This is a genomic window from Njordella calcicola (genome assembly GCF_056494125.1).
Genome location: NZ_CM151396.1, coordinates 686,840 through 710,626, shown reverse-complemented (window position 1 = coordinate 710,626; position 23,787 = coordinate 686,840). Strand labels below are relative to the sequence as shown.

General features: G+C 51.9%; 18 protein-coding genes. 4 read left to right on the top strand and 14 right to left on the bottom strand.

Going from position 1 to position 23,787, the window contains the following annotated elements; genetic code table 11:
- Positions 1-12: 12 nt before the first annotated feature.
- The 9 genes from SH302x_RS02665 to SH302x_RS02625 form a co-directional block, all read right to left on the bottom strand.
- Positions 13-867, bottom strand: a complete 855-nt coding sequence (locus SH302x_RS02665; protein WP_479367149.1) for an ExeA family protein — start codon at positions 865-867, stop codon at positions 13-15.
- Between the two features lie 11 nt (positions 868-878).
- A complete protein-coding gene (locus tag SH302x_RS02660; protein WP_479367147.1) occupies positions 879-2,837 on the bottom strand; it encodes a tyrosine-protein kinase family protein in 1,959 nt (652 codons plus the stop codon).
- A 176-nt stretch (positions 2,838-3,013) separates the two neighbouring features.
- Positions 3,014-4,534, bottom strand: a complete 1,521-nt coding sequence (locus SH302x_RS02655) for a hypothetical protein (RefSeq protein ID WP_479367146.1) — start codon at positions 4,532-4,534, stop codon at positions 3,014-3,016.
- 297 nt (positions 4,535-4,831) lie between these two features.
- Positions 4,832-6,652: a translational GTPase TypA gene (gene typA, locus SH302x_RS02650; protein WP_479367144.1), complete on the bottom strand. Its 1,821-nt coding sequence runs from the start codon at positions 6,650-6,652 to the stop codon at positions 4,832-4,834.
- Between the two features lie 223 nt (positions 6,653-6,875).
- Positions 6,876-7,235 (bottom strand): hypothetical protein, encoded by a 360-nt coding sequence (locus tag SH302x_RS02645; RefSeq protein ID WP_479367143.1) that lies wholly within the window; start codon positions 7,233-7,235, stop codon positions 6,876-6,878.
- A 38-nt stretch (positions 7,236-7,273) separates the two neighbouring features.
- Positions 7,274-8,233 (bottom strand): HD-GYP domain-containing protein, encoded by a 960-nt coding sequence (locus SH302x_RS02640; protein ID WP_479367141.1) that lies wholly within the window; start codon positions 8,231-8,233, stop codon positions 7,274-7,276.
- 298 nt (positions 8,234-8,531) lie between these two features.
- Positions 8,532-9,065 carry a hypothetical protein gene (locus tag SH302x_RS02635; RefSeq protein ID WP_479367140.1) on the bottom strand — a complete coding sequence of 178 codons (534 nt, stop codon included), beginning with the start codon at positions 9,063-9,065 and terminating at the stop codon, positions 8,532-8,534.
- A 99-nt stretch (positions 9,066-9,164) separates the two neighbouring features.
- The gene (gene mutM / locus SH302x_RS02630; RefSeq protein WP_479367138.1) at positions 9,165-10,004 is read right to left on the bottom strand and encodes a DNA-formamidopyrimidine glycosylase; all 840 of its coding nucleotides are present in this window, start codon (positions 10,002-10,004) and stop codon (positions 9,165-9,167) included.
- 1 nt (position 10,005) lies between these two features.
- Positions 10,006-11,856 (bottom strand): AI-2E family transporter, encoded by a 1,851-nt coding sequence (locus tag SH302x_RS02625; protein ID WP_479367137.1) that lies wholly within the window; start codon positions 11,854-11,856, stop codon positions 10,006-10,008.
- 74 nt (positions 11,857-11,930) lie between these two features.
- On the opposite strand from SH302x_RS02625, the gene SH302x_RS02620 reads away from it, so the two are divergent.
- The 4 genes from SH302x_RS02620 to SH302x_RS02605 all read left to right on the top strand — a co-directional run bounded on the left by SH302x_RS02620 (position 11,931) and on the right by SH302x_RS02605 (position 16,852).
- Entirely contained in the window at positions 11,931-13,142 is a 1,212-nt protein-coding gene (locus SH302x_RS02620) for a lysylphosphatidylglycerol synthase transmembrane domain-containing protein (RefSeq protein ID WP_479367136.1), read from the top strand.
- 66 nt (positions 13,143-13,208) lie between these two features.
- Positions 13,209-14,168: a glycosyltransferase family 2 protein gene (locus SH302x_RS02615; RefSeq protein WP_479367134.1), complete on the top strand. Its 960-nt coding sequence runs from the start codon at positions 13,209-13,211 to the stop codon at positions 14,166-14,168.
- A gap of 216 nt (positions 14,169-14,384) precedes the next feature.
- Complete coding sequence (locus SH302x_RS02610; RefSeq protein WP_479367132.1) at positions 14,385-15,014, top strand: DUF374 domain-containing protein; 630 nt, start codon at positions 14,385-14,387, stop codon at positions 15,012-15,014.
- Between the two features lie 89 nt (positions 15,015-15,103).
- Positions 15,104-16,852 (top strand): hypothetical protein, encoded by a 1,749-nt coding sequence (locus tag SH302x_RS02605; RefSeq protein ID WP_479367131.1) that lies wholly within the window; start codon positions 15,104-15,106, stop codon positions 16,850-16,852.
- 5 nt (positions 16,853-16,857) lie between these two features.
- On the opposite strand, the gene SH302x_RS02600 is transcribed toward SH302x_RS02605, so the two are convergent.
- From SH302x_RS02600 to SH302x_RS02580, 5 genes are all read right to left on the bottom strand, one after another.
- Positions 16,858-18,654 carry an ABC-F family ATP-binding cassette domain-containing protein gene (locus tag SH302x_RS02600; protein ID WP_479367130.1) on the bottom strand — a complete coding sequence of 599 codons (1,797 nt, stop codon included), beginning with the start codon at positions 18,652-18,654 and terminating at the stop codon, positions 16,858-16,860.
- Positions 18,655-18,700: 46 nt separating this feature from the next.
- On the bottom strand, positions 18,701-18,886 hold the full coding sequence (locus tag SH302x_RS02595; protein ID WP_479367128.1) for a hypothetical protein: 186 nt from the start codon (positions 18,884-18,886) through the stop codon (positions 18,701-18,703).
- The gene (gene gatB, locus SH302x_RS02590) at positions 18,883-20,355 is read right to left on the bottom strand and encodes an Asp-tRNA(Asn)/Glu-tRNA(Gln) amidotransferase subunit GatB (RefSeq protein WP_479367127.1); all 1,473 of its coding nucleotides are present in this window, start codon (positions 20,353-20,355) and stop codon (positions 18,883-18,885) included. The genes SH302x_RS02595 and gatB overlap by 4 nt, the downstream gene beginning before the upstream one ends.
- A gap of 18 nt (positions 20,356-20,373) precedes the next feature.
- Positions 20,374-21,864, bottom strand: a complete 1,491-nt coding sequence (gene gatA / locus SH302x_RS02585) for an Asp-tRNA(Asn)/Glu-tRNA(Gln) amidotransferase subunit GatA (RefSeq protein ID WP_479367125.1) — start codon at positions 21,862-21,864, stop codon at positions 20,374-20,376.
- A gap of 102 nt (positions 21,865-21,966) precedes the next feature.
- Positions 21,967-23,688: a transglutaminase domain-containing protein gene (locus SH302x_RS02580; protein ID WP_479367123.1), complete on the bottom strand. Its 1,722-nt coding sequence runs from the start codon at positions 23,686-23,688 to the stop codon at positions 21,967-21,969.
- Positions 23,689-23,787: the final 99 nt, after the last annotated feature.

Genomic DNA, 23,787 nt, shown 5'->3' with positions numbered 1-23,787 from the left:
TGTCCCATTGGATCAATGCGACGAAAGTTCACCAATAAACGCCGAAGGGTTCATTTCCGTGTAGATGCTTTCGACTAAGTGAGCATCGATCGTACCAACTTCTTGAGCATATCCTACCATCATGGCAAGATCGCACAGTGAGTTAATTTTGCGAGGTAGCCCTTGCGTAATGTGATGAATCAAGTCCAACGCTTCCGCATGAAAAATGTTGGGCTGTTCGCAACCGGCAGATCGAAGTCGATGGGCGATGTAAGCGCTAGTGTCATGCGAATTGAACTGAGGCAGCACACACTGCACGGCGACGCGATCCCAAAATGCCCCATTGCGATGGGCGTTGGCAATCAAGCTAGGCATACCGCAGAACACGAATGTCCAAGCAGATTCACCAGACGACTGTGGCGCCGAAAGATTCATTAGTTGGCGAAGACATTCCAGATGCTCGACAGCATTCAGCGCGTGGGCTTCATCGATTAAAACCACCGCGTGTTTGCCTTGCTCGCAGTTTTGGGCCAGAAACCTTTCAATGACCAACAGCGCCCGAGAATCGTCATTGGCATGGAGTTGCTGTCCTTGGTCTGGAGCAACACTCGCTGCGATATAACGCAGCATCTCGCTGGCGTTCAGACAAGTGTAATTGAGTTGAATGCACGGTGTGACAAATTCGGGTAACTGGTCTGCAAGACGCTGAAGCAACATTGATTTCCCAACGCCGCTCAGCCCAGAAAGAACAGCGGCGCTGCGACGATGTTCCATTGCGTACCGAATCTTGAGCAAGGCCGCTTGATGTTGATCGGACGGATAGTAGAAGCCTTTGTCGAACGAGTTATCGAACGGTCGAGCTTTTAACTTCCAATATGCTTCGTACATGTAGTCAGTCCTTATGCAGCTTGCTGTTTTGCGCTAGCAAGATCGCTAAAGTTTTCGACAACTCCAACGGAGGTAATGTTTTGGTCATGCAGTAGTTGCAACGCGGTATCGACGCGGTCTTTTACACTTAGTTCACAATCGACGACAACCAGTGCAGCATCCAATACCGACTCATCGCCAGTCCCAATCAATTGCGACGATTTGTGGCTGATGCGGTGGGTATCAACAATTACTAAATCGTAGCTGCGGGCAATGCGACGCAGCAACTGATTGATACGAATCTGATACGATTCTAATTCCTGGCTGCTGAGCGATTCAGTCAAAGGAAAAAGCGTGACGTTTTCTGCGAGGGATTTGACCGCGATCGATTCTAGAGGCACACTTGATCGCAGGCAGTCTTGCCAACCTTTATCTAGTTCTAGATTCAATTGATGGTACAGTGATGGATGTTCGGTATCGCCATCGACGACAGCAACATTCAATCCTCGGTGGGCCATCACGGCTGCCAAGCACAGGGCGGTAGTTGACTTACCTACGCCACGTTCGGCCGCAGTGATCGCGACGGTCTTCAAACCCTTGCGGTTGGCAGTCAGCAAATGGTTAGCAATCTCGTCAAATGCGGACTCTTGCGCTTCCAATAGGTCCAGCACAGTGAAAGGCCATTGGAGATTGTCGACTTCCCATTCCGGGTTGAGCGGCAAGACAACGGCTTGCGCGCTTTGAGCGATCTTTTGTTCAATGCGTGTTTTGTTCGCAGAGATAGAAAGCTTCGCCTGTCGGTACAGAGCACTGCTTTCGGAGCTGGGGTTGTACTTCGATAGCGATTCGACCACTGCTACGCTCGCAGCATTCAACTGCTCGTCCCAATGAGGTTGTCGTACGGCTGGTGCAACGGTGGATTCTTCAACAAAATCCGTGCGTCGTCGGCTACCGCTCAGTCGCTCCGATTGCAGTTGGCTGGCAGATTCGTTCGCTGGAGTCGCAGGCTCTTGAGCGACCGGGGCAACGGGCACAGCGGGGGCGACTGGAAATGCTTCAGCAACTGTGGGCTCACTGTCGTCGAAGCGATAGCTGCGATCTTGTTGGTGCCAACTTCCTTCCTTCCTCCAGCTTTCTCGCATCGAGGGTTGGTCCGAGCTGAGAGCGCTTTTGCGAAAAATTGATTCGCGTTGATACGGTAGCTCGGCTGGCTTGGTACCGACCGCCGCCGAAGCCGACTTGGCGGTTGCTGGAGATGTGACCGCAGCCATTGGCGATGCATGGATGCTTGTATCGCTAGGCGCTTCAGCGTCTGCAGAGCTTACTGAAGGAGTCGCTGCGGAGATAGCCGCCATGCCGCGCAAAGCCTTCTTGTCGATAAAACCAGTCGACTGCGCCTGTACCGGAGCTTTGGCTTGCGATGGAACCGCGGTGGCTAGTTCAGGATAGCGATACTGAGCAGGCGCAGTAGGTTTATGACGCATACTGTCGGCCAGGTCATCTACCATTTCACGGCTGATGTGATCGTCTTGCGTCTGCTGGCTGAGACGCGTTTGCTCTTCAACTTCTGCGATTTGCTGGCGCATTTCGGCAAGGTATTCCGAAAGCGGCTTACGTTTGATTTGCTTGGCGTGTACTTCTGCAGGCGGCAACATGGCCGCTTCTACTTCTGCGGAGAATTCCACATCATCAATTCGAAAGAAACGATCCTCTGGACCGTTGATAGTTGTCGAGGCGTGGGATTGCTCAGTCGGTTTGCTGCGAACGGTCGAAGATCTCGCTTGAGGACGCTTAGTGACCACGGACGTAGCATTGTTGGCTTCGCTATGCGTGCTGAGTTTGGCCATGGCAGGCGGAACGGCCGCTGTAGCTGAACGAGTGACAGCAACCGGCTCAGTCGCCGCAGGCTTGGCGGCCACCGGCGGGACGGAATGTTGTTGAGCTGGGCGTTTAGCATACGCCTTCAAAAATGCATCATCGAGATTACTCATAGCAGCACCCTTCCAGGATCAAGTTTGCGACGTTGATTCGAGCTAACTTTTTCATATCTTTTGACGTTGGATGTACTTGTAAGGGAAATGGTGTTGCAGGGACGCTGGTAGCTGAAACGACAAAGATGCATATGCCTCAGTCTAATGGTTCAACGATTGGTCGCCCGGTGTTTTGGCTAATGAGAAACGGATTGGTCCGGCGTATCGTATAGCTGCGAGCCTGAGCCCCAGAAACTATTGGCCGGTACGCTGCTGGGCGCGGCGTAAATTGGTTGATAAGGAGCCGGGCTGGGCGGCGCACTTAAATTGTTCGTGCTGTTGGGTATTGTGGAGCTTGAATACAGCGGCGAGGTGCTAGGGACATTGAAGTCTGAGTACAGAGGTTGGTAAGGTGTCTGCGGTACCAGCGGTTGATTGCTGACTGGGCTGCCGGGCCCATACGAGTTGGTGCTGGTCTGTGTTGATGGCTGGGTGGCAGCAGTTGGCGAAGTAGGAATCGATTGCCATTGATTTGTACTGGCCGGTTGAGCTTGTGTTTGACGCATCGCCTTGACGGTCTGTTCGGAAGATTGAACCTCAAAGTTTTGCTTCATCAAAAAGAGTGTGACCGGATCCATGTTGGGATCACTGGTAGTTTGCAATCCGCCGCTAGCAGTTTGCCACGTATTGTTCTGCGGCGCCGTAGCATATCGATTAGCGGGATCGACGCTGATGGTCTGGGCAGGGATCGCCGACGTAGCCGAACTCGTTTCGGTTGCGAGCGAGGCCGTCGAAGCAACGCCCGCGTTGGCAGGTGACAGCGATACGGTTTCGGATTGGACGAGAGCCGAATCCGGACCAACGCCCAATGGCATCAATGAACTTTCAGCGATCGATGAACTAGGTTCGGCAAGAGTTTGAGGGGCCAGCAGAGTTGCGGGTGCTGGTGTAGTCGTCAAATCGACAGCTACCGCAGCAGGTATTTCGGCGGATGACTGAGAGTCGTTGCTGATGACAAACATCGTGCTGGAATCCGACGTACTTTCTTTCACAGAGGCTTGGCCTTTAGGCTTTGTGGCAAGGCTATCGGCAGCAACCGTCGGCGATGCTGTCAGCGTTTGCTGCGGGGGGCTAAACAACAATTCGTCGACTGCAGTCGGTGCTGTTGGAACAGCCTCAGTGGCTGCCAGAGTTTCGGTTGCTGCGTTGGCGTCGTCGGTCACTGCGGCATTGGAGTTTAACGACGCAGTCGCATCGACCTTACTAGCTAGTTCTACGTCAAGCGCAATCTTGTTCGCTGGGTCCGCTTTAGAGACACCAGGTGAAGATGTGCGGCTGCGATTGTTATTCAACAGTACAATCGTGACCAGCAGTAGAACGAGGACCGTACCTCGGTAGGCATTGCGGCGCAACCAGCTAGGTCCAACCTGAGCTTGGACAACCGTTTCGACCGCAATACTCGGTGCTGGAGATTCAGATACGACCGCATCAGCGGCCGCGCTTTGGCTCGTGGATGGGGCAACGGTTGCAGAAGTTGTCGATACAGGCAGGCTGCTGGATGGTCGAGCGCTGGCGTTTGCGGCGGTTGGCTGGATATTCTTCATACGAAACAATACGGGCACTCGTTGGCCGTTGGGCAACGCGTACACTTGTTTCGATTGACGTTGGCGATCAGGGGATCGAGTTTGATGATTGTCGACCATCCGTTTACCTTCCATGGATTACGGACTTGAATTCAGCTTTAAATCCCTTGTCTGTGAGGCCGAATGGTTTTCCAATCAGCGCGAGACTTTGGGTTGTCTTCGGCTACATCGACGGTCAAGCTTAGCGAACTTGAAGGATTTTCTTGTCGCGCAAACTTTTTCGGTTACGTAGTTCGTCCAGGATAGGAGGTAAGTGCGAGCTGGCGGAATACCAATTCGTTGACAACATAAAAAAGCCCATCTTGGGAAAGATGGGCAAAACAAAGGCTTTGGGGGATCTCAGTGATTAGCGAACAGCTCAACGAATGCAATCTAAGCCATCACAGTTGAGGACTTCGGTTGTCGACGGCGTTCATTTTCACGGAGGAAGATTTTCCGTAGGCGGATGACCTTCGGAGTAATCTCCACCAACTCATCGTCCTCGATGTATTCCAAGGCAGCCTCCAGGAACAATTGTCGCGGTGGTTTGAGAATAATATTCTCGTCGCTACCCGCGGCGCGGACGTTGGTCAGCTTCTTTTCCTTGGTGGGATTCACGACTAAATCGTTTTCGCGAGCATTCTCGGCGACGATCATTCCTTCATATACTTCTTCGCCGGGGCCAACAAACAATTCGGCTCGTTCCTGGAGTTGGAACAGCGCATAAGGAACTGCTTTACCAGGTACCATCGATATCATGACGCCATTGGCACGGCCAGGGATATCGGTTTCCTGAGGACGGTACTCGTCGAAACGATGATGGATGATGGCGGTGCCCTGCGTTGAGTTCAGCAACCGCGTACGCAGACCGATCAGTCCACGAGCAGGAATTGAGAAACGCAACAAAGTGTACTCACCACGAGGCGACATTTCTTCCAATACACCGCGGCGGTTGCCGACCAACTCCATCACCGGACCAACACGATCCGTAGGAACTTCGACGTTGAGAATTTCGTATGGCTCGTACTTTCGTCCTTCGATTTCCTTAAGCACCACTTGGGGTTTGCCAACACTCAGTTCGTAGCCTTCGCGACGCATGGTTTCGATGAGAACCGACAAGTGCAAAACGCCACGACCTGCGACTGCGAAAGCATCCGATCCTGGAACAGCGCGAACTCGAAGAGCGACGTTTCGTTCCAGCTCTTTTTCCAATCGCGTGCGCAACTGTCGAGTAGTCACATACTTGCCATCACGTCCAGCCAAAGGCGAGCTGTTGATAGAAAAGACCATCTCCAGAGTCGGTTCATCGACTCGAATACGGGGGAGCGGTTTGTTGCTACCGCGTTCGCAGATAGTGTCGCCGATTTCAACGTTTTCGAGTCCAATCACAGCGACAATATCACCGGCGACAGCTTCTTGTGCGTCAACACGCCCAAGTTTATCAAATGTTTGCAACGTGCTGACTTGCGCCTGCTCTACGCCGTGTTCTTTGATAATGTCGATTTGTTGATTACGTTTGATACGGCCTGAACTTACGCGACCGATTGCAATACGGCCGACGAACTCCGACCAGTCTAGGTTGGTGACCAACAGTTGCAGCGATTCTTCAGGCTCTACGTCTGGGCCTGGGATCTTATCGACCATCCAGTCCAACAGCGGGTACATGTTCTCGCCGGGAGTCTTCCAATCATGGGTTGCATAGCCTGCTTTGCCCGAAGTAAAGATCACGTCAAAGTGATCCATGTAATGTTCGCCGCCTAATTCGACCAGCAACATGAGGGCTTCTTCGACCACTTCATTGCAGCGAGCATCAGGGCGATCGATTTTGTTGATCACAACAATCGGCTTCACACCACACTCCAGCGCTTTGCTAAGTACGAAACGCGTCTGCGGCATCGGACCTTCTGCGGCGTCCATGAGTACCAACGCCCCGTCCGCCATACGCACAACGCGTTCGACTTCTCCACCAAAGTCGGCGTGACCTGGGGTATCGATCAGGTTGATCTTTACATCGCGATACTTGATGGCGATGTTCTTTGAGAGAATGGTGATACCTCGTTCTCGTTCAAGATCATTGCTGTCTAGAATGCATTCTTGTTGGAGTTCAGATTCTCGGTACTGCCCACTGTGTTTGAGCAGGGTGTCCACCATCGTCGTTTTGCCATGGTCAACGTGGGCAATAATAACGATGTTGCGAATGTCATCGCGGCGCATAAGGAAGATGTGGTAAGAGTGAAATCGAAAGGCCCGGCGATAGCGCTACAGCACCACGCAAGCTTCGGTTTAGATAGGAAAGTGAGCAGTTTACGTACAGATTGGATATTTCTGTAGTGCAAAATCGACGAATCCTGAGCCCCGGATCGACTTAATTAGATGCTGGCACTTGGAGCTAAAACCGACGAAAACGCCAGCTTAGGCGGGTAAGTTCACTTTGGAATCACACTACAGCGTTGAATGCGTCGTTACTGGCTTCTTGACGAGCTAACAGGATCGCCCCCATTTCAAAACAATCGGGCCCCAGCCTGCGGCAGCGGACGACCTGCAACTGCAACCAGAAGGTAGGCAACAGCATTCGGAGCTTTTCTGAGGGGTAGATTTGGAAGCTAGCTACAAATCCACAACCAGCTCGTGAAAAATCGGTGGTGTAAACAGGTTGAGGCATGCTGGCGCGCGGTACTGAAGGGATCGAGTTATCGAAAAACAGGATCGCTTTCTTTCGGGCCCGAATCCGGACTTGGCGGCGTGTGTCCGCAGGTGCGGGGGCCGCTTCGCCGACGACGTCAAAAAAATCCCGCATGGAATCTGGGAGTTTTATGTTCCACTCGATTTGGCTAGCTATTGCTTCGAGGTTTTCTGAATAATCTCTGTCCAACATGCTACGAAATCCGAATCAAAAGCTTTGTTTGAATCTTGCTGTAAAATACTGAGCGCTAAACTTGGTTTCATCGGCTTGCGGTAAGGCCGGTTGCTGGTCAAGGCTTCGTAAACGTCGACCACGGAGCATAGTTTCGCCCACGGATGAATGTCGATTTCACTGACACCGACAGGATATCCTCTGCCATCCAAACGCTCGTGATGCTGATAGACCATCATCAATTGGCTAAAGGACAAATCGTTTCGATCGGAAAGCCGGATGAAGCCTCGCGTGGGATGCCTTTTGATGACACGAAATTCCATGTCGTTTAGCTTGTCGGGCTTGTTCAAGATTTTCTCATCGATTTCGAGCTTACCCAAGTCATGCAACAAGCCGCCCATCACGATTTGCTCAACCTCGGACGATGGAAATCCCAGCGAAGTAGCTAACACGCCAGCATAAAGGGCAACGTTGGCGGAGTGAGTAAAAGTCTCGTAGTCATGGTGAAGCACAGAGAACAAGTCGCCCGCCACAAAGTCTTCCGACTGAATCAATTTCGCGGAGAGTTTTCCGAGCGTCTGCGAGGCTTCTACAACGGTGGTCGTATTTGGTGAACTTAATGACACAAAAAGCGCGTCGCGAATCACCTCCGACAGTGCCGAAACCTTTGCCGGAGAGTAGCTTGAATCCTGGTCGAAAGCGATAGAACGAAGATACTCCTGATACTTCGCCTTGGAATCTCGATCGATGTAAAGTTTTGTAACTCCGCGTTGCGCTAAACGGTCAAGGTCGGAACGCGTCAGAGGAAAACTACCATCGCGGTACAGGGTAAAAGAATCGTCCGCCTCTTCAAACAAGTACAAGGAAACGCCATCCAACGCGTCAGGCTTGAGCGAAGCCACGCTTACAGGTAGCAATCCGGAGCTTGTTGGGCTAACCATTGCCAGCGTCCATTAGACAACTCGTTAGGTTCAGTCATGCTAGAGATCAGCAGGAAGTGTCCCACTTTTACTCGATGAGATAGGCTGATCAAATCAGCCCTGTGAGATTTTCGGCTAGCGAAGGTGGCCTTCTGTACAGAATCCGCGGACTCCTGTGCGTGATTCCGCAGAAATGCTATCGTCATAAGCGTAGGCAATCTTGGCAGACCGTTTAACCTGCTCAGATTGCCTATTCAGTGTGGCCAAGTGTTTAACTGGCTGCGGGAAGGAACATCCTGCACAGGATGAATGAAGTCGATCAGTGGTGGAAATTGATTAACTGAGCAGCGTTCTTTTTGCCATCAACGGTGACAACTGCGATGACCTTAATCCCGCTTTTGTCTTCTGCACTAGCATCGATGGCTGTCACAAGTTCGGCATCTGCAATTGTGTACGCGCCGTTTTCTTGCATCGCAAGCGTGTAGGTCTTGGACTCTTGACCTTCCATTTCAACCAGCACCTCAACGCTATCGACTTTCAGCCCTTTATCTGTCATTGCGTCGACAAACATGGTGACATTTCCGTTGTCGTGGTCGTGAGTCCATTCCAAGTCGTAATCGCCTGGTTCAATCACTGCTATTTCGCCACCGTGAACTCCGTGCCGGTGAGCGTGCGCATGGCCGTGCCCGCCATGGTCGTGGTCATCGTGATCATGGGCATGGGTTTCGGCCTTTTTGCCGGTACCGGTCGAATCCGTGTTGTTGCAGCCGATTGCAGTTAAGCCCATAACGGCCAACAAAGACAGCGATACGGTAGAAAAAGATCGAATGACACGTGGGAGTGAATGATACATATTCAAGGCTACCTAAAGCGATGTTCAATAAGAACGTACAATGAAATAAAATGCAACTTTATGAGGTATTGTAATGTCAATTAGCCCCATGTCCCATCCCTAACGTTTCCGCTGGCATTTGGGGCAGTAAAAGGTGCTTCGTTGCGACTGTACGATTCGAAGGATAAGTGTGTTCGCACAGCTTTTACAGTTCAACCCAGCGCGGGCATACACTAAATGAGAATTCTGATAAGAACCCGATTGGTTTAGTGCGTTCCGATAAGTCCCATCCCCCAAAGTGGAGCCTTCATAAAGAATCGCCTGTTCCAAGATTTCGCGCATGTGCTGGAAGATCCGTTGCCATTTTCGTTTGCTTAACTGATCGCAACGTTCGGTTGGGTTTACCTTGGCAGCGTGGAGGATTTCCGATGCATACAGGTTGCCAATTCCAGCGACCAGTCGCTGGTCCAACAACGCCGGTTTGACTTCGCGGCGCACAGCTTTGAAACGTTCAAACATCTCTTCAACTGTTATTTGTAAAGCGTCGGGACCTAAAACATCGCGGTCCAGCTTCTCGACTATTTGCTGTTTGGTCCATAAGTGAACGGTTCCCAGTCCACGTCGGTCCCAATACATGAAGCGAGGAACGGTTCCGCCGCTCAGATGAAAAATTACTCGAGTGTGCTCCGGTGAAGGCACATCCTCTAAAGCGATCAAGCCTGCCATTTTGGGTTGCAGTACCAGGCACTCGACATCATCGAAAACAACGACCACTCGTTTTCCTAAGCGTTCTACTTGAGTTACACTCCTTCCCTTCAATCTCGAGTTGATCGTTTCCAAATCGGGTTCAATCACGATCGGTCGATATCGGCTAATCGGTTGTTCGATCAGCAACAGCTTGCTGCCAACGGTAGGGAGGATTCCGCGGCGCATGGTTTCAACTTCAGGCAACTCCGGCATATCATTCTTTCTCGGTTATTCCCGAGTCGTTTATTCCCGAGTGGTTGGGGCTGCTTTTGGCCTCTTCCTTTTCTCGATAAGCGGCTGCTCGCATTCGCAAGCGTTCCAGCATTGATGGAAAGCCACCCTTCTCTGCAGAGGGGGGCGTTGTCGGTCCGTCAATTGTTGTGCTTTCGGCAACGGTTGCGACCAAGCTAGGTTGATCGATCGTATTGAGTTCTCGTTGGAGAATTTTCAACAGTGTTTGCAATAGCGTTACGACAATTGGTCCAACTACGATTCCAATTGGCCCCAGCGCTTGGACACCCCCAAGAATGCTTAACAGGGCGAACAGTGGATGCAGCGAGCTTTGCCCGTGCAGTACCACCGTTTTAACCACATTGTCCACAGATCCTACGACCAAAAACCCCCACAGCCCCAGCAAACCAGCAGACCAATAATCACCGACATATACAGCCAAATAAATACAAACCGGAACCCATACAATTGCCGGACCAACAAAGGGGATCAGAGCGCAGAGAGTTGTGATCAAAGTGAGAAATACTAACCAAGGCAATCCGGCAAAATAGTAACCAATCCCGGCCGTTAATCCCTGAACAATCGCTGAGCAGATCAAGGCCAAGACGATGGCACGCACAATGCGATCAAACTCCGTCAGCAACTCCATCTCATAGCGATCGTCCAGCGGACTGAGCTTCATTAGCGCTTTGATCATACCGGGCCCGTCGTACAAGAAAAAGAACAAAGCGACCATCATGATCGCAGTTCCAATCGTCAGTCGAACCAGAAAAGCACTGGTTTGCCCAGTCAGATCGAGCAGCGTCGGCTGAATCGATTTGAATGTCGTATTGAAGAAGAGTTGGACTTGTTCATTGGTTGGATTCGCGACTTCACACAAGAATCCCCAGACCGTTCCTCCCAACAAAGCGGTTCGTTGTCGTTGCCACTCGGTATTAAGCTCGACCGCGCGGCTTTGAAGCGCAACTAAGTCCACGCCAGTACCGGGATCATCCGGATCATTGCTGCGTGGCGTGGCGCGATCAAGTTCAATGAGCAGCATTTGCAGCCCTTCAAGTATCTGCGGATCACCGATCCGCTCGGCCCCCTGGAGATCCTGTGGCAAAGCAAACGGAATGTAGTCTTCCACCGGCCCACTGTCTTGAGCAGCAGTTGCTTCAATCGCGCTGGCTTCGTTAGTGGGGCGTGGGTTGAGGTACTTCTCAATCTCTGCGATCTTCGCGTCGATCGCCTTTTCAATTCCGCGACGCATTTTCTCTTGATCTAATGGATCTAGGTTCTTGCGACTGAATTCCTCGAATAATTCATCCGAGCGAGCTCTCACGCGACTAATGTAGTCGCGTTTCAAACCCTCGATGTTTTCAATCACACTGCGTTCGTAGTTGGCGAGCTTTCCTTTTTCATCTTCCAGCTCGCGAATTTCTTTGCTATTGATCTCGGCTTGAATATTGTCGATCGAGGTGTCGATGGCGCGGATCCGAGTAATTTCCGGCGCATGCAACTCAAAGTAGTCACGGAACTTTGTCGTGGCTACACGTAGGCTGCTGGCATTGATGTTTCTGGTCAGCCCAATTCCCTGAATGGCCGCAAAAGTGCCAGCCAAACCGGCAGGAACCAAGACTAGGCACGCGACCAAAGTCGTGGTGACGGCTGCAGCAATATGGTTCTTGTTATTGCAAAACCTCAAGATATGACGGTGAATCGGTCGGAAGACCACCACCAGCACGGCAGCCAAAAACAGCGGGATCAGAAACCCAATCATCACCTTGTAAAAAAGGATCCCGATGATGACGATACACGCCAGAAGAACGATCAGTGAAATCAGTCGGCTCATGCGTTCGCTATACTTTGAGGCATTGATCTAACATTTTGGACTTGTTTTATAACCTATTACGGAAACATCGTCACATGGAATTCAAGGAGGAAATCCTCGCCGACAGCAAAGTCGCGAAGGCCAAAGGCCGATTCAAAACGATTCGCCTTTGCTTGAATATTTTCTGTCTTATCATCGTTGCTTTCGGGTTGTGGCGAGCAGTCGTCGCCGCCTACGACAATATGCAACGCATCGAACAGGGCTTGGACGAGCAGATCCTAGCGATAGAGAAAAACGCGGCGAGTGATGCGGAGCAAAAGGCCGAACTCAACGCTCAAATCCAATCGCTGCTGGCCATGAAACGGACGATGTGGACCGTGTCTTGGCCATGGATCGCTGCAGCAGTATCCTGTGTGGCCCTGGGTGTTTTCCCGCCTGGCCTGTATTGGTACCAAGTGCTGCACTCTTTAAACATACGCGTCCCCTGGCCAATCGTTTCGCGGGCCTATTACGTCGGCAATCTTGGCAAGTATGTACCTGGCAAAGCCATGGTGCTTATCTTGCGAGCGGCGGCCCTGAAGCCTTTTGGTGCAACCGTCAAGCTGACGACCGTGAGCGTCTTTGTCGAAACGTTAACAACCATGGCCGTTGGCGCAGCCATCGGAGCCCTTTTGGTTTTGGCTTTGAATGTACCCTCATGGTTACGATTGCTGGGAGTGCTGTCCGCCATTGCAGCAGTACTGCCGACCCTACCAATGATATTTCGACCGCTAATGAAATTGCGTTTGGATCGCGAAGATCCACTGCGGACTTCGCTGGATCGCGATTACAACTTTCGCTTGATGCTGAAAGGCTGGTGCTTGGCGTCAACGGCATGGCTCTTCCTGGGCACAAGTTTATTCTGTGTAGTACAGAGCCTGCCCATGGCAACCGCTCAAGGCGCACCTACGTCAAGTAGCGATGCAGCTTGGCTCAAAACACTGGGCAACGCGTTTCGAGCAAGCGATGTTGAGGATGCGACCACCACCGAGACAATATCCAGGCCAGGACGCCCGGACAGTCGATGGTTATGGGTGGTCTGCATGGCAGCCTGCTCGCTGTCGGTAGTCGCTGGATTCGTCAGTTTATTGCCTGGTGGAGCCGGCGTGCGTGAAATGGTACTGATCATTTTGTTGGCACCGCTGATAGGCTATGCTGCGTCGCTCATGGTCGCTATCGTACATCGCTTGGTTACCATTGCGGGAGAACTCTTGGTGGCCGCCGCCAGCGTACTGGTGGAATGGCTTTCAGTCTCCAGATCGCCCTAGCATTTCAGGCATAACGCGAATTACACTGGAAGTCGTGCACTATCCCCCAACCCAGGCACTATGCCCATGCCAAACCTAAGCATCATTGTCCCAGTCTACAACGAAGAAGGTTCTTTAAAGGAACTGCTCGCTCAGATTGATCAAGCTTGTCAGCCCACCAGCATCGATTACGAAGTGCTCTTTATCGACGACGGGTCCTCGGATGGATCTTGGGGCGTCATTGAGAATCTGGCAAGCAACTCTTCGCGCGTGACAGGAATTCGCTTCCGCCGCAACTTTGGGAAAGCGGCCGCACTCTCGGCTGGTTTTGAACACGCTGGCGGCCAGATCTACATCACTATGGACGCGGATCTACAAGACGATCCGCAAGAAGTGCCTCGCCTGATCGCTCAAATTGAATCAGGCTGGGATTGCGTCAGCGGCTGGAAGCAGACGCGACACGACCCTTGGCACAAAGTCTATCCTTCGCTGGTATTCAACTGGTTAATTGCCAAACTGACTGGCCTAAAGTTGCATGACCATAATTGTGGATTGAAGGCGTACCGTAGCGAAGTGTTTGATGAAGTACAAATCTATGGTGAAATGCACCGCTTCATTCCAGTCCTGGCATCCGCCAAAGGGTTTCGGGTGTGCGAAATTCCTGTTCAGCATCGACCGCGCACCACCGGCGTTTCCAAGTACGGCTTTGAGCGATTCGCGAAGGGCTTTCTTGACCTTTTGACGGTATATTTTTTGACAGGATTTCGTAATCGCCCGCAACATTTGTTGGGGTCAGTCGGCCTAACCTTGTTGGCTCTGGGCAGTGTTAGCCTGACCGTTTTGGCAATCCTTTGGGGATTGTCGCGATTCATCAACGCTTGGGAACCAATCCACTTGCATGAACGTGCAATCTTCTTCTTCGCGATCCTGAGCATGCTCCTTGGCGTTCAACTCCTGTCGATTGGCTTTATTGCCGAGCTTTTGACGGCCATGCAACGGAGGGAGCAACAGCCTTATTCGATTGCTGCCATTACAGCGAAAGAGTAATGCTTTCCTAGCGGAAGGGCGTTTGAACTAAGCTCATTGATCTTTACTTGGGAGCCAAATATATGGCACACTCCGGCGGTCATTCTTGTGGGGAGCCGTTGTCAGGAGTTTAGTGTGGCATCGAAACGCGAAATTAAAAGGAAAGTCAAAACCTTTGTCATTTCTTGGGCAGTTGCCCTGTTCGTTTATATTCTAAAAACAACCTGTCGCTTGCGCGTGCACAACGATCCACGCAAGCAGATTTTGAAGAGTGGCGGGACTTATGTGTACGCCATCCTACATGCTCACCAAGTCCCTAGCATTATGTACTCGGAACGCGGGGCCGCCGCGATGGTCTCTAGGAATTACGATGGCCAGTTTGTCATCCCTGCCATGAAACTGCGCGGCATTGTCCCTATCCGCGGCTCAGGCATGCGGAAAGGCAAAGCATCCAAAGGGGGCCTAGCAGCTTTGGAAGCCATGATTAATCATGTTGCTGGCGGCCGAACCGCTTGTATCGCCGTCGATGGCCCTGCTGGTCCTCGCGGTTGCGTGCACAAAGGCGTGGTTGCTTTAAGCATGCGGACCGGAGCTGCCGTCGTTCCCTTGGTGGCCGTAACATCCCGCAAGTGGACGCTGATCAAAGCTTGGGATCGGCTGCAAATCCCCAAACCCTTCTCCCGAATCGACGGTTATTTTGGCGATCCGATGTATGCCCAAGAGGGCGAATCGTCCGAACAATTCCGCGAACGTATTGAGAACAAACTGATTGAGTTAGAATCGCAATACGATCCATCCGAAGCAAAGTACCTGTATCGCAAACTGGGCGAATCGAAGACAGAACATCTCGACAAGATCGCAGCCTAGCAGGATATGCTCTCTGGAGTTCTCTACTTTCGCAAGGACGACTTGTCATCAGCTCCGGGTTGGGTCGCACCTGCGAAGCAAGTATACTAATGACCGGCAGCGTTTGGTTGCCGCCGCTGATTGCCCCCTTTCGCATCGACATGTCCGCCGCATCAACATCCACGGAGCAACCATCGCCACCGACGCGAGAAAGACCGTACTTGGTCGGATCGAGTATCTTGGTCCTGCTGTTCCTGGCGATCAATTTAGCTCGAATCTGCAGTGTGGCTGCGGACCATGGTGAGACTCCCTTTCTAAGTGCTAATGATCGCAGTCGCTGGGCTGCAATGGCCGCTTTGCTGGAAGATCAGTCCTTTGCAATCGACCGATTCCTGGACAAACGAGACTCCAAGGGCAAAACACGCACCTGGTATTCGATCGACATGGTGCGTCATGCAGACGACAAAGGGGTACAGCGTTACTACTCCAGCAAACCACCGCTATTGACGGTGGTCTATGCTGCCGCCGCTTGGCCTGCCATGGTTGGCTTTCAAAAGCGGCTTAGTGAGTATCCATTGCTAATCGGACGTACGTCGCTGGTGATTATCAATCTTCTGCCGATGCTTGTCTTCGCTTTGTGGTGGCGGCGAACGGTCGACGATCAGGTAAAGAGCCAATGGGCTAAATGGTTGTTATTGGCAACGGGACTTTTTGGAACATTCTTGTTTACTTTCACGGTCACCCTTAATAATCATTTGCATGCCGCCGTGTGTATGGTGTTATCCATCGTGCTGCTGCTTCAAGTCCTCAAGGTACGTCTCAAATCAACGGAACGCCGAAAGCTAGATGGGACGCTATTTCTCTTAGGTTTGGTCGCTGGTTGTGGCGTGATGTGCGACTTGCCTGCATTAGCGTGGGCAGGGCTCATTCCCTGGGTCCTATTCACGCGCGCTTATTGGTTCCGTGACTGGCTGGTATATGCATTGGGTTTGTTGCCAATCCTGTTGGCTATTGCAGGAGTAAACTGGTATGCGCACGGCGACTGGCGTCCGCCTTACTATCATCGTGAAAACCTAGGCGAACGTTTGTTAACGATTACCCCAGAACAGATAGCTATACCCAGCAACCAAGATCTGCACACTTTATCCGGAGTGCAGCTAGGCGAATTCAGTTCGAGGTTCGATCAAGCGACGGTAAAGGAGCAACTGGGGCTGCAATCACCAATCCGATTAGAGATCGCTCGTCGGTCCCAAACACTGCGATTGATTGCCAACGATGCGAATGACTCATCACTGCAGCGCCGATTCGCTGTCGTGATTGACCAAGGGCGTTGGCAAGTTCACCGCTGGAACGATTGGTATGACTACCCGCGTTCGTATTGGCTGCCGGGCAACAAACGAGGCGTTGACTTAGGCGAAGAATCGCCATGGGTTTATGCGTGGAATTGTTTATTCGGTCATCATGGAATATTTTCGTTGACGCCAATGTTTTTGCTTTCGATTATCGGTGCTGTTGTTGCGGCAAGAAGTTCGGTTGCGGAAACGAAACGACTGGCGATCGGCATCTGCATCGTCAGCGCGGTATGTGTTACCTTTTACCTTACGCGAAACCAGTTGGATCGAAACTATGGTGGCGTGTGCAGCGGTTTTCGCTGGCAATTTTGGCTCATACCGGCTTGGCTGTGGTTGGCCAGCCAAGCTTATGTGGAAGGGACGACCCATTGCTGGTGGAACCACTTCTGGATTCGACGGTTGATCGAAGCCGCATGCTTCGTCAGTTTCTTTTCCGCTTGGTTTCCGGCTGCCAATCCATGGCAACACCCTTGGATTTATCAGCTCTATCTGCAGTGGTGGCAATAGCCGAGCTAGTTAAGTTCCAACCAACGTTCTTCGGCTTGGCCCAATTGCTCCGTGAGCTTTGTGACTTCCTCGTGCAACTGCATTGCTTCATATTGGTCGGTTGACTGCATCAATTTGTCATTGAGTTCTCGTCGCTGGGCGTCCAGTTGAGCGATTTTCTTTTCAAGTAACTTGAGCTCTTTTTGGATCGCACGTTCATCAAGTCCAGTCGCATTGCTGGCTTGGTTCTTTCCGCCAGCTTTATTGCCTGAGGTCGCTTTGCCAGTATCGAGTGGAGGGACTTTCGCTCGTCCAGGATTGCGAGTTCGCTCGCCATCTTCGATCTCTTTGTTGACGTAGTACAGATAAGCTTCGTAGTCACCGCCATAAGTTCGAGCCGTCCCATCACGCACTTCGATGATGGAAGTCGCCACACGTTTCATAAAGTGGCGATCATGACTAGTGAAAATGAGTGTGCCCTGGTAGGCAAGAAGCGCTTCGGCAAGTGATTCAACCGTTTCTACATCCAAATGGTTGCCAGGCTCATCCAACACCAGAATGTTGTAAGGCCCCAACATTAGGCCAGCCATACACAGTCTCGCCCGCTCGCCACCGGAGAGCACCGAAATCTTCTTATGGACATGTTCATCGCGAAACAACAATGAACCCGCGACGGCCAAGATGCCTTGGTTGGTGGTCCCTGGAACAGCTTTGTATTCAAGATATTCCAAGACCGTTTGCTTGGGATCTAGGCTGCCATACACGTGTTGAGCATACACGCCGATCTCGCAATGGTGGCCCCAACGCAAACTACCCTCAATGGGATCAAGAGAACCAACTAGTGTTCTCAGGAAAGTCGTCTTGCCTTGACCATTATCGCCCACAATGGCTGCTCTGGCACCATGTTCAATATCCAAAGTAATGCCCTTTGCCACCGTACGGTCTGGATAGCCGATCGCTAGATCGACGCATCGCACCGCAGGACCTTGTCTCCGCACGACCTGAGGAGCGCGGATGGATGCGGTGGGCAAGTCATCAGGTATCTCCAGCGTTTGCAGTCGCTCGAGTTGTCGGCCTTTGGAGCGAGCTTGTTTCGCAGTGCTAGCTCGTGCACGATTCTTGTCGATAAACTTCTGTAGCTGCTTCTGTTTCGATTGAACGGTGGCATTCACTTTCTCATCATGCTCACGACGCTCTTGTTGAAAGACCAGAAAGTCGTCGATGGGCCCCGGGAACATTGTCAGCTTGCCGCGACTCAAATCCAAAGTCGTATCGCAGGTCGCTTTTAAGAAAGCTCGATCGTGCGAAACAATTAAAGCCGCTTTGTTAAAAGAACGCAGGAAATGTTCCAACAAAATCTGCGTACGCAGGTCAAGGAAGTTGGTAGGCTCGTCCAACACCAGCAGATTGGGTTCATGCAAGAGCAGCGAGGCAAGTTTTACTCGCGTTTGCCAGCCTCCGGAAAGCTCCTTGATCGGACCGTTTAAGTAGACACCTTTGAGCTCAAACTCACCGGCAACTTCGCCGCATTTCCAGTCTGGTTGCCCGCTGTCACGCATCAAGAAGTCGAGTGCGGATTCGCCGGGTTCAAACGGATCGTGTTGTCTCAGATAACCAACTCGCAACTGCGAACTGCGAACTACTTCACCCTTATCTAGCTCCTCTTCGCCCAGCAGTATCCGCAGCAGCGTCGACTTACCGGCTCCATTTCTTCCTACAAATCCAACCTTAACGTCGTCCGTAATGGTCGCATCGGCATCGTCCAGCAGCATCTGATGCCCGTAGCTTTTCTCAGCTCCTTGAATTTGTAGCAAAACTGCCATCGAAAAAAATGACTCCTGTGTAGGTCGTACGTATCTCGTAGTTGGACTACGAACCTAAAAAATTACCGTCATCGTCGTAGCGAACAATCGCAAAATAAACAAAAACACAAGCCAAAATTGGGATCATGATGACGAACACGGGATTGACCAGTGTGATCAAGACAATCGTGGCGACGGTAAATAGCAGCCATAGCCACCAAGTATCCCGCAGCAAGTATAAGAAGCGTTTCATGACATACTCTGGATAATGCGCAAGCAGATATCCTGCACCTGCCGTGGATCTGCGTTGGGATTACGTTTCTTGGCTTGTCCTACCAGAGCTCCCAGTGCTTTGACATTCCCGTCTTTTACTTTAGCCACCACGTCGGGATTCGCATCCAGCAGTTCCTTGCAAATGCCTTCCAGCTCGTTGGAATCAACTTGCTTGATCCCTAATGCAGCAATCGCATCATCGGTGCTGGCCTTTGGTTGTTCGAGCAAGTATTGGAAGACATCGCGACCACGCGTTGTATCGAGCTTGCCACTTTCAACAGTCGTTAACAACTCAGCCAGCTTGCTGGCAGGCAAAGGAAAATCACCAATGGAGATCTGCCGATCGTTCAGCGTTCGCAGGACATCTTGCAGTATCCAAGAAGTAGCACGTTTGGCCGTAGCGCCCTGCTGGATGACCTCTTCAAAGTAGTCGGCCACTGCCCTACCCTGCTGGCAAATGGTCATCGCGTCTTCCGGACGCATAGTGTATTGGACCTCATAGCGTTTGCGTCTCTCCTTGGGCAACTCGATCAAACCGGCACGGGCGTCCTCGATGCGTGCCTCTTCGATGATAACAGGCACCAAGTCTGGATCAGGGAAATACCGATAGTCCGCCGAATCTTCCTTCTCGCGTTGGACGATCGTTTGCCCGATGGCGTCATCCCAACCCACAGTCTGCTTGGGAGCTTGCCCGCGCACCAGACCTGTCTCCAACCAACTTCGATACTGCCGTTCTTGTTCGTATTGGATCGCGCGTTCAACCGAACGGAAACTGTTTAAGTTTTTGACTTCGACGATCGGCGTTTCATAGACCTTTCCATCTTTAGTAATGTGCAGGTTCACATTGGCGTCGACGCGCAGCGAACCTTCCTGCATATTACAATCGGAGACGTCAAGAAACTCCATCAGCATTTTCAGTTCTGTCAGATAGGCCTTTGCTTCTTCCGCAGAGCGAATGTCTGGTTGCGATACAATTTCCAGCAGCGGTGTGCCAGTGCGGTTGAGGTCAATTCGGCTAGCTCCCTTGCGAGCTTTCTCATCATGCAAGCTTTTCCCAGCGTCCTCTTCCAAATGGGCGCGGACCAATCGAATGCGCTTGGGCGCATCGTCTTGTACCTCAATCTCTATATAGCCTTCGCCACAGATGGGCAAATCGAACTGACTGATCTGATAGCCCTTGGGAAGATCGGGGTAAAAGTAATTCTTGCGATCCCATTTGGTAAAGCGAGCAATATCGCAGTTCATCCCTAATCCTGCGCGAATCGCGATCTCAATCGCTTCTGCATTGATCACCGGCAGGGAGCCAGGTTGTCCCAAGCAAACTGGACAAATTTGGGTATTGGGTGGACTGCCAAAGGTGGTGCTACAGCGGCAGAAGAGCTTGGTGTTGGTCTTGAGTTGAACGTGGACTTCCAAGCCGACGATAGTTTCGAAAGTAATATCCGACATGATTTCTTTGATGGGTTCTTATGCGAGGGTTGGCCATTGAGGTTGATAGTTGGACCAACGTTGGTACCAATGGCCGATCTGCAGTAAACGAGCTTCTGCCATGACGGGCGCTTGCAACTGGATAGCCGTCGGCAGCCCTTGGCGGTCAAACCCGCTGGGCAGCGACAAGGCTGGGATACCAGCGAGATTCGCACCTACGGTAAATAGATCTTCCAGATACATCGCGATGGGATCACTAGTCTTCTCACCGATTTTGAAAGCGGTCGATGGCGTGGTTGGGCCGAGGATCACGTCCACTTTTTCGAACGACTGATCAAAGTCCCGACGGATAAGACGTCGGACCTTTAGTGCCTTCAAATAGTAAGCGTCGTAGTAGCCGGCACTCAAGGTATAGGTGCCCAGCATAATGCGACGTTTAACTTCCGCGCCGAAGCCCTGGCTGCGAGAATCGCAGATCATGTCAATCAACGCATCGCCGCTGCGGGCCGCACCCGCACTGGCCGACGGGCTTCGGAATCCATAATGCACACCCGAGTATCGCGACAGATTACTGCTGGCTTCGCTGGAAGCAATGATGTAATAAGTTGGTATTCCGTACTTTGCATGCGGCAGGTCGATTTCGATGATCTCCGCTCCACTAGCTTTGAAAACTTCCAAAGCTTGCTGAAAGTTGGCCCGCGTATCGTCATCTATGCCTGAACTATCCAGCAATTTCGAGATGACCCCCACGCGTAGCTTTGATGGTTCCGTCGCGACTTGTGATAGGTAGTCAGGCGCGTCCTCAGGAATGCTGGTCGAATCCTGAGGATCGTATCCAGAGATCACTTGGAGTACCGCAGCAAGATCCTGACAGTTGTTCGCGAAAGGACCAATCTGATCTAGACTCGATGCAAAGGCGACCAAACCATATCGACTGATACGTCCATACGTTGGCTTTAATCCGCAAATGCCACACAGCGATGCGGGCTGTCGGATCGATCCCCCGGTATCGGACCCCAAGGATAGAGGGACCTGTTGTGCGGCCACGCAAGAAGCCGACCCACCACTGCTGCCACCAGGAGCTCGCTGCAAGTCCCACGGGTTCTTTGTGACGGCCACGGCACTATTCTCAGTTGAGCTGCCCATCGCAAACTCATCCATATTGGTTTTGCCGACGATGACCATTCCCGATTCACGCAGTTTTCTGACGGCAGTTGCATCGTACGGGGCATGGTAATTCCCGAGCATCTTTGAAGCACAGCTCGTGACGCCGTCGGTGGTGCAAAGATTGTCCTTGATGGCAATCGGAACGCCGGTCAGGGGGGAATGCGCATTGCCTTGCCGGATCTTCTGGTCCGCCTCAGCGGCCTGGCGTAGCGCGCCGTCGCCGTCGACTTGGACGAACGCCTGGAGCCTGCCTTCGGTCGCCGCGATTCGGTCCAAAAACGCTTGCGTAACTTCCACACTTGAAAACTGCTTGCTGCGGATTCCGTTAGCAATTCCTAAGGCGGTTAAATTCAATATATCCATCAGTATTCGCTGTATTCTGCCGGTCAATTCGTAAGCTTTTCAGTAGGATAAGCGAATTGATGGATTTACGGAATGCGTCCGTAAGGATCGATGGCTCCCAGCCTAGCGAATCGACAGTTCGAAATTCTCAATCGCGTCGAATACCGGCAGTACGACCTCGAAGGAGTTTTGGGACCCCAGTGGCGAGTCGATGATTTTGATGGTCGCCAGGGGCAACTGCAGATTTTCTTGCGTGCAATCGATCGGCAGCCATTGATCGCGGTGCAGGACTTCCACCCAAGCATGAAAACGCATGCCAGGCACCGTCGAATCGCCATCATAGGTAAGTCCCGTGGCAACAACGGCGGGCAGCCCAGCTTGCCGAGCAGCCGCACACAGCAGAATCGCCGCGCCCAGGCAATCGCTATCCTGCGTCAACGCGATTTGAGATGCCGGAAGCGTCTCGTAGCGGAATTTCGCAACTCGCAGATGACCTCGCACACCTGCTGCTAGTTTCAGAATCAGCGGAGCGGATTCCGTTGCTTCGCTCGCCGCGATCCACTGCGATGTCAATGTCTTGATTTCGTCGTGCCCCCAATCGACAAAGTGGCTTTGAGCGAGAAAGTCAGGGTTGATAGAGTTTGCATTCTCACCGGCTCGCTTCAGCCTCGCCACACTGTCGATGGCACGCACCTCTATATCGGACGAAAGTGGTGAATTCGAGCGAACGAACTGACGATCACTGCCAGGGAACACTTTAAATGGATCTTGAGTGACAGAAGTAGCGCGGAAAACAACGCTGGCCTGATCCTCCGCCAGTTCCAGCCGTTTGGGCAATTCAATTTCCGACTTCTTAAGGCTGCGCAGCTTGGCACCATCGCGAACCGCTAAAGCAAGATCTTTAGGAGCCAAATGGGACGTCAGACCTCGCACACCGAGATAACGTTTTTGGATGACTCCGTTCTGATCAGCCCAAATCGTACTTAAATAGGACATCTCGCCGTGAAACACTTGCTGCTGGATCTCCATCAAATCCAAATATTCGCCAGTTGCGACAGGCACCCGAGAGATCCCGCGGGCAGCAAGTTCCACTTGAACAATATCCGCCAGATTCAAGTCAAATACCAACAGCCTGCGCGTTTCCGTCGGCTGCAGCGGTTGTTGCAGTAAAGTCTGCTCAATCGCAAAAGGACCACGCAGGCGATTGTCGCGTGGTACCGTCCGCACCGAACGTTTGCCTTTACGAACCGCGGTAATCCGCACGATGTCCGACGCGACCACGACATTCACTGTATCTGCTGAATCAGCCGCTTGAATCTTTCCTTCTACTGACTTCAATTCGCCTTGGGGCGTTTCCACAATCAAAAATTCCGACTGCACATTTCCAGCCTCGTCGGTGTTATCAACTCGAACCGTCGATTTGGATTCGATAACGATTCGCGCTTCGCTGCCGACCGACGATCGTCGGTAATTCTGGCTTAAATATCCCAGGGGACGGTTCCGAAGGTAATAAATCTCCCACCGCTCTAGTGGCAGCTTGTCATCCGCGATCCAGCGATCGGTGGGCAATTCGTCAGGCTTAAACTTATTGACTTCCGCTGCTAGTCGCTTCTCTTCTTGCAATTGATCTAATGACTTGGTCGCTTGCTTGACGTCACTGAGGTCTTCTAAGTCCAGTTGGTCTAGCAAGATTTCGCCGTTGTCGACCAACGCATCCTCTTCCTCGATACTTAAGGTTGAAGCAGTATCAGCGTATTGCCGAGCGGGGCTGTAGTCCTGCTGACAACCTGTTTGCAGCAGCGTCACCAACAACAAGAGCGTGAACGTTGAGTATTTCAGTGACATAGGAGTTTTAGAAGAGAGAATCGGATCGCGATAAGTGGCGTTGCTTTCGGCTTGGCCTGCCGGCAGTGTGCCTTCAATGAAGGAATCTTCAATGAAGGA